Origin of the sequence: Mycobacterium sp. E3198 (assembly GCF_001667015.1) — a bacterium.
Classification (GTDB): Bacteria; Actinomycetota; Actinomycetes; order Mycobacteriales; family Mycobacteriaceae; genus Mycobacterium.
The window spans coordinates 1-10,741 of sequence record NZ_LZIS01000149.1; the positions used below are offsets into that span (position 1 = coordinate 1).

11 protein-coding genes and 1 pseudogene are annotated in these 10,741 nt (G+C 67.5%); 6 read left to right on the forward strand and 6 right to left on the reverse strand.

The window, feature by feature from the left end; genetic code table 11:
* Positions 1–984, reverse strand: a 984-nt coding sequence (locus A5673_RS16595; RefSeq protein WP_068234468.1) for an osmoprotectant NAGGN system M42 family peptidase, incomplete at its 3' end; no start/stop codon positions are given.
* Between the two features lie 14 nt (positions 985–998).
* Here A5673_RS16595 and A5673_RS16600 point away from each other — a divergent pair.
* Positions 999–1,715 carry a cyclic nucleotide-binding domain-containing protein gene (locus A5673_RS16600; protein WP_231971116.1) on the forward strand — a complete coding sequence of 239 codons (717 nt, stop codon included), beginning with the start codon at positions 999–1,001 and terminating at the stop codon, positions 1,713–1,715.
* Here A5673_RS16600 and A5673_RS16605 read toward each other — a convergent pair.
* Together A5673_RS16605 and A5673_RS16610 are read right to left on the reverse strand one after the other, a co-directional pair.
* The gene (locus A5673_RS16605) at positions 1,712–2,617 is read right to left on the reverse strand and encodes a CoA ester lyase (RefSeq protein ID WP_068234472.1); all 906 of its coding nucleotides are present in this window, start codon (positions 2,615–2,617) and stop codon (positions 1,712–1,714) included. The genes A5673_RS16600 and A5673_RS16605 overlap by 4 nt on opposite strands.
* Before the next feature lie 25 nt (positions 2,618–2,642).
* On the reverse strand, positions 2,643–3,419 hold the full coding sequence (locus tag A5673_RS16610) for a PE family protein (RefSeq protein WP_197518401.1): 777 nt from the start codon (positions 3,417–3,419) through the stop codon (positions 2,643–2,645).
* A gap of 249 nt (positions 3,420–3,668) precedes the next feature.
* On the opposite strand from A5673_RS16610, the gene A5673_RS16615 reads away from it, so the two are divergent.
* Positions 3,669–4,880, forward strand: a complete 1,212-nt coding sequence (locus A5673_RS16615; protein WP_068234490.1) for a triacylglycerol lipase — start codon at positions 3,669–3,671, stop codon at positions 4,878–4,880.
* Here the strand turns inward: A5673_RS16615 and zwf are convergent.
* On the reverse strand, positions 4,877–6,376 hold the full coding sequence (zwf, locus tag A5673_RS16620; RefSeq protein ID WP_068234479.1) for a glucose-6-phosphate dehydrogenase: 1,500 nt from the start codon (positions 6,374–6,376) through the stop codon (positions 4,877–4,879). The genes A5673_RS16615 and zwf overlap by 4 nt on opposite strands.
* 127 nt (positions 6,377–6,503) lie before the next feature.
* Here zwf and A5673_RS29605 point away from each other — a divergent pair, with 127 nt between their 5' ends.
* Positions 6,504–6,650, forward strand: coding sequence for a hypothetical protein (locus A5673_RS29605; RefSeq protein ID WP_231971118.1), 147 nt, complete (start codon positions 6,504–6,506; stop codon positions 6,648–6,650).
* Here the strand turns inward: A5673_RS29605 and A5673_RS16625 are convergent.
* Positions 6,647–7,486 (reverse strand): LLM class F420-dependent oxidoreductase, encoded by an 840-nt coding sequence (locus tag A5673_RS16625; protein ID WP_068234482.1) that lies wholly within the window; start codon positions 7,484–7,486, stop codon positions 6,647–6,649. The two genes, A5673_RS29605 and A5673_RS16625, sit on opposite strands and share 4 nt — an antisense overlap.
* Positions 7,487–7,650: 164 nt before the next feature.
* On the opposite strand from A5673_RS16625, the gene A5673_RS16630 reads away from it, so the two are divergent.
* Both A5673_RS16630 and A5673_RS16635 read left to right on the forward strand, forming a co-directional pair.
* Positions 7,651–8,235: a TetR/AcrR family transcriptional regulator gene (locus A5673_RS16630; protein WP_068234485.1), complete on the forward strand. Its 585-nt coding sequence runs from the start codon at positions 7,651–7,653 to the stop codon at positions 8,233–8,235.
* Positions 8,232–8,513, forward strand: a complete 282-nt coding sequence (locus A5673_RS16635; protein ID WP_066912901.1) for a hypothetical protein — start codon at positions 8,232–8,234, stop codon at positions 8,511–8,513. Before A5673_RS16630 ends, A5673_RS16635 begins: the two co-directional genes overlap by 4 nt.
* Here A5673_RS16635 and A5673_RS16640 read toward each other — a convergent pair.
* Positions 8,480–9,982 carry an FAD-dependent monooxygenase gene (locus A5673_RS16640; protein WP_255396648.1) on the reverse strand — a complete coding sequence of 501 codons (1,503 nt, stop codon included), beginning with the start codon at positions 9,980–9,982 and terminating at the stop codon, positions 8,480–8,482. The two genes, A5673_RS16635 and A5673_RS16640, sit on opposite strands and share 34 nt — an antisense overlap.
* Positions 9,983–10,263: 281 nt before the next feature.
* Between A5673_RS16640 and A5673_RS16645 the strand changes: the two are divergent.
* A pseudogene (locus A5673_RS16645) lies at positions 10,264–10,741 on the forward strand (GGDEF domain-containing protein); the annotation flags it as partial.

Here is a 10,741-nt window from a genome sequence, read left to right on the forward strand (position 1 = left end):
GCCGTCGACCCCGAAGCCGACCAGCGCGGCCCTGGTCTCCGCGCCCGCCTCGATCGCGGCGGCGGCGTCGGAGCGGTAGTAGCGGAACACGTCCCGCACGAAGCGAATGTCTTGTTCCTCGGCGAGCCGGCACAGCTTGCGGGTCAGGTGGTAGTCGAAGGGGCCGTGCATGTCGGCCATCGGGATGGTCACGCCGTCCTCGATGGAGTGCTGCCCGGGCGCGCACACGGCGTTGTCCACCGAGACCAGTTCGGCGACGTCGGCGGGCAGCCCGTGGCTGGCGCCGTGACCGACCTCCTCGGTGATGGTGATCATGATCGTGGTGCGGTGCGGCAACACCACCTTGTTCTCCGAAAAATTCTTCGCCAGCGCGAGTGCTATTGCGACACCGGCCTTTCCGTCGAGGTGACGGGAAACGATGAAGCCGTCGGCGGTGAGTTCGGGGCTGGCGATCAACGCGACGAAGTCACCGACGTTCAGGCCGAGACGGACCAGGTCGTCGCGCGAGGACACCTTGCGGTCGACGCGGACCTCGACGTGCTTCCAGTCGGTGGGCTGGGTGTCGATTTCGTCGCCGAACGCGTGGCCGCTGGACTTGAGCGGCAGCACGGTTCCGGTGATGAACTCGTCGGGGTCGTCGCTGAAGATCCGCACCCGGGCGCCCGTGGCGAACCGGGCCGAAAAGGTGCCGACGGGGACCAGCTCGAGGCGCCCGTTGTCCTTCAGGCTGCGCACCATGCAGCCGATGGTGTCCGCGTGAACCGCCAGCGCACGGTCGGTGGTGGCGGACTCCCCCGGCAGTTCGGCGGTCAGCGCACCGCGGCGGGTCAGGGTGAACGGCACGCCAAAGTCGTCGAAGATGTCGCCGATCAGCTGCATCACCGCGTCTGTGCGACCCGCGGGGCTCGGGGTCTGCAGCAGCGCGAGCAGAGTGTCGATCATCCACGCGCGGTCGGCCTCAGCCATGGCCGCGGTTTGGCGCACGGTGTCTCCCTTCGGTGGCGTCCGGATTCGGGTTCAACCTACCGGGTCGTGGGACCCGGCCGGATGGCAGGCGCAATACCTTTTTCGCCTCATTGCTGCAAATTCACGTTAGGCTCCTCGATGTCCGGGTTTACATCGCGCATGAGGAGCCCGCTATGAAAGTAGATGCGGAAGGACACCAGGAGGAAGACGTCCGCCGGCTACGTGAATTCGACGCATTCCAAAAATTCTCGGATGGTGAGTTGCGGCGTCTCGTCGAAGCCGCACACCGCGTCGCGCGATCCAAGCCGTGGCCGCTGATCCAGGAGCAGACTCCGTCGGACGCCTGCTTCATCATGCTCAGCGGCGAGGCCGGGGTGTACGTCGGTCACGACCGCATCGCCGTGTTGGGCGCGGGCGAGGTGATCGGCGAATCCGTGCTCCGCCGCGGGCAACTCCGTTCTGCGACGGTGACGACGACCGGGCCGTCGGAGGTGCTCCGCATCGAACGCGACGAACTCGACCGCCTGCTCAAGGAGATTCCCGCCCTGCGCGAGACGATGGACGCGACGATCGCCCGGCACGAGCCGGTGGCCCGTGCGCAGGGTAAGCCAAAACCGGACCGCCGCACGGTAAACGCTTCCGTCCCGGCCGATTTGGTCGAACGGTTCGAGGACGCAGCCACCGCCGCCGGCGTGAGTGTTACGGCGGCGCTCGAGGATGCGCTCACCCAGTGGATCGCCGCGCGCTAGGAAGCGGGCTCGCGCTCTGAGATGAGCTGGGCGAGCGCCAGGATCCGTTGGGCGTCACGCACGTGCAAGCTCTCGATCATCCGGCCATCGACCGTGATCACGCTGTTTCCCGCGGCCCGGGCCTCATCGTAGGCCGAGACGACCTTGCGGGCGTCGGCCAGCTCTTTGGGCGACGGGCCGAATTGGTCGTTGGCCGCAACGATCTGGGACGGGTGGATGAGGGTCTTGCCGTCGAACCCCAACTCGCGGCCTTGTTGGGCCTCGGCGCGGAAGCCCTCTTCGTCGGTGATGTCGTTGAAAACGCCGTCCAGGACGGCCTTTCCGGCCGCCCGCGCACCCAGCACCGCCAGTGACAACGCCGTCAGCGCCGGCGCCCGTCCCGGGACGTGCAGTGCGTGCAGGTCGTTCACCAGATCGTTGGTGCCCACCACGAATGCGGCCAACCGAGCGCTGGCCGACGCGATCTCCTCCGCCCTCAGGAAGGCGCGGGGCGTCTCGATCATCACCCACAGCCGCAGCGAGTCCGGCGCGTCGAGCTTGTCGAGCGCCGCGGCGAGCGCCTGCACCTGTTCGCCCGTCTCGACCTTCGGCACCAGCACCGCGTCGGCGACCGACGCGGCCACGGCCGCCAAATCGTCGTCGTGCCAGTCGGTGTCGACGCCGTTGACGCGCACCACGATCTCCCGAGGCCGGTAGCTCTCCGACGAGATCGCGTCGCACACCCTTGCCCGTGAGTCGGCCTTGGCATCCGGCCCGACGGCGTCCTCGAGGTCGAAGATCAGCACGTCCGCCGGCAGGGCCTTGCCCTTCTCCAGCGCGCGGGAGTTGTTGCCGGGCAGGTAAAGGGCCGATCTGCGCGGGCGCAGCGTCGGTGCCGTCGCGTCTTCGTGTTCAACGTCCACCCGGCAAGGGTAGGCGGACGCCCGGCTAGAAGATCAGCGGCGGCAGGTTCCCGGACAGCGGAATGATGCCGAACTGGGTTCCTTGGAAGAAGAACTCCAAACCGAAGGTGGTCAGCGAGCCGCCGGTGATCTGGCCCAAGGGGGTCCCGGTCACCGAAATTGCCTGATAACCGATCGGGGTGAGCCCACCTATCGTCGCCCCGAAGCCGCCGGGACCGTAGTACTCGCTCCCGGTCGCCGACAACCAGGTCAGGGGGCCCAGCGGGGTGTTGACCGTCCCGGTTCCGTTCACCGCCAAGCCGATGCCCGAGCCGCCGGGCGGAACGAACGGGATGCCGCTCAGCGACAACGACCCGACCTGGCCACCAAACGGACTGTTCAGGATCACGGATTCGGCCACGCCTCCGGCGCCCCCGCTAATCACGACCTGCACCGGGCCGAAATTCTGGCTGAACGTTTGAGCCGGGCTGGCAGCAGCCGCACCCGTGGTATTCACCGCGTTCATCACCGTTTGCCGGGCATTGGCGACTTCGGTGCTCAGATATTGCGCGGCCCCGCCATTCAAGAGGTTCACGAATTCGTCGTGATACGCCGCCGCCTTGGTGCTGAGCGCCTGAAATTCTTGACCCCGCGCACCAAAAAGTGCTGTGACCGCCGCAGAAACCTCGTCGGCGGCCGGCGCCGCTATTGCGGTCGTCTGACCGGCCGCCGCCGCGGTCGCGCTGCGCAGTGCAGCGCCCAGGTTGGCCAAGTTTCCGCTGGCCGCTGACACCAGGTCCGGCGCGATGCTCAGCAACGACATAATCCCACCCTCCACCGAATAGTCGCGCGACATTTGGCGATCGGCAAATCGTAACAGCGGATGATCACTCCGGAGCCGAATTGGCGCTGATAATAAACGTGTCGCGTTGCGACACTGCGGGTTACAAACTGGATCGCATCCAAAAATTTGCTGCCAATTCTTTCGAAAGCGGGGATTCTCGGACTGTAAAGGCCGCTTTACACCGGCCCCGGAGTGGGAACCCTGGACGGGAACAGGGAGGAGCAGCTCATGCAGCGACAGGAGATACGGTCACTCGCCGACCTCGCCGGCGAAGGCACCCGCGTGCTCACCGGCCTGGTGCGCGACACGCACAGCGGCATCGCGCGGCGCGTTTTCGGCTCCATCGGCCCGGTGTCCAAGCCCGTGGAGGTCGTCCACAACACGACCGCCGCGGCGACCTACTACGCCGTGGACCGCGCGCTTCGAGCCGCGCTGCGCGGGGCCGGTGCGCTGGCCGCGGAGGCGCGCGGCAGCGACGACGACGAGACCGTCGAATCGGATCCCCGGGTCGCCGGTTTCATCGCCGCGCTGAACGGAATCTACGGCGACGAGCTGACCGAGCGCGGCAACGGTTTCGCGCTGACCATGCAGCTGCGCCGGCACGGCCGGCCGATCGCGATGAACGCCACCGACATCGCCGCGGCGTTCCCGGAAGCCACCGGACGGATCGCGGTGTTCGTGCACGGCTGGTGCATGACCGAAAGCTCGTGGTGGCGACGGCCGCGCGACGGCGAGGAGGCGAGCCCGTACGGCGCCCGGCTGCGCGACGAGTTGGGCTTCACGCCGGTCTACCTGCGTTACAACACCGGCCTGCACATCTCGGACAACGGGAAATCCTTGGCCGCGCTGATCGATCGGCTGCGGGCGCTGTGGCCGGTTCCGGTCGAGGAGCTCGCGCTGATCGGTCATTCGATGGGCGGCCTGGTGGCGCGCAGCGCCTGCCACTACGGCACCGAGCACCGGCACGCCTGGCCGGGGTCGGTGAGTCACGTCGTCTGCCTGGGCTCCCCGCACCTGGGCGCCGATTTGGAGAAGGGCGTCAACGCCGCCTCGTGGGCGCTCGCGCGGCTGCCCGAAACCGAAGGCGTGGCGGCGTTTCTCAACGCCCGCAGCTCGGGCACGAAGGATTTGCGGTACGGCGCCCTGCTCGACGAGGACTGGTGCGACGGCGACCCGGACGAGTTCCTGCGCGACCGCTGCAACGAGGTGCCGTTCCTGCCCCATGCCGTCTACCACTTCGTGGCGAGCAGCGCGGGCCCGGGGGCGGTCGGGACCGTTCTCGGCGACCGCCTGGTCCGCCACCACAGCGCCTGCGGGAACGGCAAGACCCGCCAGGTTCCGTTCGACCCTGACCACGGGCTGACGCTCACCGGCCTGCACCACTTCGACCTGCTCAACCACGGCGAGATCTACGCGAAACTACGCGAGTGGCTGGGTTAGTCCTTCTTCTCGCGCCACTCCCGCTCGAACGGCAACCGCCAGGCGTTCGGCGCGATCAACTGATGAATCGCGTTGGGACCCCATGTGCCGGGCTGATACATCTTGGCGGCGGGCGGATCGTTGAGCAGATCTTCCGAACGCTCCCACAATGATTCGATGCCCTCCGCGGTGTTGAACAGCGTGTGATCGCCCCGCATCGCATCGAGGATGAGCCGCTCGTAGGCCTCCAGCACATCGACGACGGTGTCGATCTCCTGCGAGGCAAACTGCATGGACAGCTTGTCGAGCTTCATGCCGGGACCCGGGCGCTTGCCGTAGAACGACAGCGACACCTTCGAGTTGTCGGCGAGGTCGAACGTCAGATGGTCGGGACCCTGGGTGCCCACGCCCGATCCGGGCGGAAACATCGTTCGCGGAGCCTCTTTGAAGGCGATCGAGATGATGCGGATGCCCTCGGCCATCTTCTTGCCGGTGCGCAGGTAGATCGGCACGCCGGCCCAGCGCCAGTTGTCGATGCCGACCTTGAGCGCGATGAACGTCTCGGTGTCGGAATCCTTGGCCACCCCTTGCTCGTCGCGGTACCCGTTGTACTGGCCGCGCACCACTTCGGACGGCTTGATCGGCAGCATCGACCGGAACACCTTGTTCTTTTCCTCGCTGATGGCGAACGGCTCGAGCGCGGTCGGCGGCTCCATCACCACGAAGGCCATGACCTGGAACAGGTGCGTGACGACCATGTCCTTGTAGGCGCCGGTCTCTTCGTAGAAGTTCGCCCGCTGATCCAGCCCCAGCGCCTCGGGGATGTCGATCTGGATGTGGTCGATGAAGTTGCGATTCCAGATCGGCTCGAACAGCCCGTTGGCGAAGCGGAACGCCAGGATGTTCTGGGCGGCCTCTTTGCCCAGGAAGTGATCGATGCGGAAAATCTGGGATTCCTCGAACGTTTCGTGCACGAAGTCGTTGAGCGCCACCGCGCTGGCCAGATCCGTGCCGAACGGTTTCTCCATCACCACCCGCGAGCGCTCGACGAGCTTGGCGTCGCGCAGCATGGTGATGACGGAGCGCGCCGCCTTCGGGGGGACCGACAGGTAATGCAGCCGACACACGTTGGGCCCCAGGTTGCTCTCGGCCTCGGCGACCGCGGCGGCGAGCGCTTCGGGCCCCGCGCTCTGTGGGACGTAGGTGATGATTTTCGCGAAGTTGGCCCACTGTTCGTCCGTGAGCTTGTGGGTGCCGAACTCATCGATCGCGTTCTTGGCGAGGTCGCGGAATTCGTCGTCGCTGAGGTCTTCGAGCGACGTCGCGACGACCTGGATGTCGGGGGCAAGTTCGGACTGGTCAAGATAGGCCAGGCCGGGGATCAGCTTGCGTTTGGCCAGATCCCCCGTCGCTCCGAAGAGGACGATGACGTGGGGGTCGAGCGCTTCGGCTTGATGGCGGCGCGGGCGTCTCTCCGGCGCCGGGTACGAGATCGTCTGCGGTTTCTTGGTGGCCACTGTTGCGATACTTCCATCGTCGCGGGGTGTATGCAGCCTTGCGGTTCTCCCATTCCCCATGCGAGCGGTTACCAATCCCGCGGCTGGGTATGGAGTAAGCGATATGACGAATCCCGACCAAGACCCCGTGACTCACGCTCAGCAGCTGGAGGACATTGTCGACGAGCTCGGCGAGAAGGTCGCCAACGAGCGGGAGGCGCAGGACGTACCCGGCAAGCCCAGCGAGCGGGAACAGACCGCCGTCCGCGGCTCAAACGAGGAACCCCCGGACTAGCCGGCCCATCGATCGCGCCAAGCGAGCATCGTCTCCAGTTCGGAGAAGTCGTAGCCGTTGTCGTCCGGGTGGATCTCGGTGGTGAACAGCGTGACCCCCTCGTCGACGAAGGCGTCGGCCGTCGGTGCGTCCGTCCAGGCCATTCCGCGCTCGATGGCGGCCTCGTCGCGTCCGGCCTCGGAGGCCAGCCGCTTGAGGAGATCGTTCTTGCGACGAAATTCATCGATCGGTTCGAAGCTGTGCCAGATGTCGGCGTGGCGCGCCGCGGTGGGAATGGTCCGCCGCTCGCCGCCGCCGCCGATGAGGATCGGGATGTGCCGCACCGGGCCGGGCGTCAGGTGCGCGAGCCGGTGCTCGATGCGCGCCAAACCCTCGTCGAATTGGTCCATCCTGGCGCGCACGCTGCCGTAGTCGTAGCCGTAGACGGTGAAGTCTTTCCAGTACCAGCCCGCGCCCAGCCCGAGGATCAGGCGGCCTCCGCTGATGTGATCGACCGTGCGGGCCATGTCCGCGACCAGGTCGGGGTTGCGGTACGGCATGCCGGTGACGAGAAGGCCGATCTCGGCGCGACTGGTGATCTCTCCCCAGGACGCCAGCGCCGTCCAGCCCTCGAAGTTGTTGACCTCCGGCTGTTCGTCGTGCAGCTGCGGGACGCCGGCGACGATGTCGACGAACGGCTTGTGGAAGTGGTCGTAGCCGAAGATGGCGTCGGTGCCGAGTTCTTCGGCGCGCAGCACGGCCTGCCGCCACGTGCCGTAGTCGGGCGTTCCCCCGGGCCACAGCTGAACGCCGATCCGCACCTTGTTGGGCCTAGGCCCCCTGGCTGAGTCGGTCATCTTTGCCTCTCATCGTGGTCTGCAAGCCGATCTTGGCGGTCTGGCCGGGCACGTGCACTACAAACTGAGGGAACGTCCGGTTCCTTCCCGCCTTGACCGCCGACGGTGGCGCCCCTATCTTGGGAACTAAGTGTACGAAACCGTTTCGTTCATCGGAGGGCCGAGTGGTTCGCGGAGAAGCGCGCACCGACGCGATCCTGGATTCGGCCGTCGAATTGATGGCGGCCACCGGATACGACCGGCTCACCATCGACGCGGTGGCGGCGCGCGCGGGCGCCAGCAAGGCGACGATCTACCGCCGCTGGGCCGGTAAGCCCGAGTTGGTGCTGGCTGCGCTGGCACGGCACGGCACGGCCGCGACCGCGGAGGTGGATACCGGTGAGCTCCGCGGCGACCTGGCCCAGGCGATCAGGCAGATGCGCGACAGCCTGGCGTCGCAAGATGGCGCGTTGATCTTGGGTCTGCTCAACGCGATGCGCGAAAACGGCGAGCTTGCCGAGCACGTGCGGGGTCAGGTGTTGAGCGCCAAGCGATCGGCGATCGGCGGGCTCGTCGCGCGCGCGATCGAGCGCGGGGAGCTGCCTGCCGGCGCGGACCACGAGTTGGCCGCCGAGATCGCGTCCGCGCTCGTCTTCACGCGCATCCTGGTCACCGGCCAGCCGCTCGACGACGCCGAGGTCGCGCGCATGGTGGACGCCGTGCTGATGCCCGTGCTGACGCGCGATACGAAAGGCTCGCAGAAGTCATGATCCCGACGCTTGCGCTCGCATTCCTCGGCGGCCTGTTGGCCGGCAACGCCATTCCCCATTTCGTCCGCGGCATTACCAGGCAGCGTTACCCGAACGCGTGGGGCGGCGGCCCCGTGCCGAATGTTGTTGCGGGATGGGCGGGTTTGGTGCTGGCCGCGGTGGCGCTGCACGCCGCGTTTCAGGGGCGCGAACCGCTGTGGCCGTTCTGCGCGACGGCGCTCGGGGTGCTGCTGATCGGGCTCTTTCACGCCGGGCCCGGCGCGTTCGGGCGCCGCTGACCGTCGCCGAACCACGCGGTGAGCGCGTCCGCGAGCCCGGCGCCGCCTCGCTCCCCCACCCAGGCGACGTAACCGTCGGGCCGGATCAGCACGGCGCCGGGCGCGCTCACCCTGCCGAGCGCCGGAAGATCCCAGGCCCCAGCGTATTTCGCGTCGACCGATTTCACCCGATCCGCCCAGGCGCCGACGTCGCACGCCTCCTCGCCGAGGTTGAGCAGCACCGGCCGCGCGTCGCGCAGCATGCCGGATACCCGCGCCGGGCCGTCGGCGGTGACCACCTCCAGGTCGGGCATGCGGCGCCCGAGCAGCGGGTGCCCGTCGCCGAGGTCGTAGCGGATGTCGAGGCCCGACATCATCGCCCCGAATCGTCGCCGCGGCTCGTCCATGCCGAGGAGTTCGGACATGCTGTCGCGCAACGCCTTCAGCCGATCATCCGGACGAAGTAGCGTCATCTGCGCCATCGCGTTGCGCAGCACGCGAGCGCCGACGGGGTGCCGTTCGGCGTGGTAGCTGTCGAGCAGCACGTCGGGCGATATCCCCTTGACCACCTGGGCCAGCTTCCAGCCCAGGTTGACCGCATCCTGCACGCCAGTGTTGAGGCCCTGCCCACCGATCGGGTGATGCACGTGTGCGGCGTCGCCGGCCAGCAGGACCCGCCCCGCGCGATAGCTCGCCGCCTGCCGCGCCATGTCGGTGAACCGAGAAATCCAAGTGGGACTGTGGATCCCCCAATCGGTGCCGTATACGGCGACCAGCGCCTCGCTCAGCTCGCGAAGGGTCGGCTCGCCCGCCGCGCCCACCTGCCGCTCGGTCACCATGACCCGCGCCCGCCCGTGGTCCCCCGCCGTGCTGAGCGAATGGACGCCGAGGGCGTCGTGGCGGATGCCCCATTCCGGCTCGCCGTCGCCCGCCATTTGGACCTCGGCGAGCAGGTAGCTCGTGGTCGGATCCCATCCCGGGAAGTCGATGCCGACGGACTTGCGGACGGCGCTGCGCCCGCCGTCGCACCCGACGGCGTAACGGGCGCGCAGCAACCGGCCGTCGGACAGCGCCACGTCGACGCCCGTGTCGTCCTGCGCGACGGTGGTCACCTCGCGTCCGCGATAGATCGGCACCGCCAGCTCGTCGACCCATCCGGCCAGGATCCGCTCGATGTGGGTCTGCCACAGCGCGAGGCCGTAGGGGTGTCGGGTGGGAAAGTCGCTGATATCCAATCGAATCTGGGCGAACCCGGCGACCTGCGCCACCTGGCCCTCCGCGAGGAACCGGTCGGCGATTCCGCGCTGATCGAGGACCTCGATGGTGCGCGAATGCAATCCGCCCGCCCGCGCGCCGATCAATTCCGGCCCGGCGCGCCGCTCGACAATGGCGGCGTCGACCCCCGCCAGCGCCAATTCGCCGGCCAGCATCAACCCGGTCGGGCCTCCCCCGACGATCACCACCGCGTGGCTTTCTTCCGCCGCTGACAACACACTCAATTCGCCACCCCCGATTCGCTCCGATTCCGGTTCGACCAGCGATTTTGCGGCATGACCCCGGTCTTGCCGCAAGCCCCCGGGTGCGTAATATGTTGAAGTGGGACGGATTAAAACCGTCCCCTTCTTTTGCGGACATAGCTCGACCCATCCATTACGGTTCAGATGATCGCGGATGCGCTACCAAATCGGCGAACCGCAGCTGACCAGAGAGTGACGGGATGGGTCTTCGCCTCGCAGGCCCCTTCGGCCGTCGGGCCACTCGCCGATACCCCTTGCGGTTGCGCGCCGATTCGGGAAGCGGCTTTTACGCCGCACACCAGGTTCGGTTGCTCCGGATCTACCTGGGCACCACCACGTTCCTCTACGCCTACGGCGTGGTGTTCACGCTTTTCCCGATCCACCGGGGACTGAAGTATGGGAACCCGGCCGGGGGCATCGCGGCGATCGCCCTCGGGGTGGCGGCGCTGGTGTGGCTGGCCGTCCGGCCCGACAAACCCGCGCCGGCGACCGCGGTGGCGATCGTGGCCACACCCATCGTGATGGCGTTCCACATTTCCATTACTGCCGAGTTCGTCTGCCTGATCGCGCCGATGTTCCTGGCGATGTACCTGCGCGCGTTCTACTCGCCGCGCCGTGGCGCCGTCCTGGTCGGCGTGCTGACCCTGGCGTCGGTTGTCGGCCTGGCGGTCTCGCACACGGCCAGGCTGTACCTCGACTACCTCATCTTCGTGGTCGCGATCGTCGGGGCCG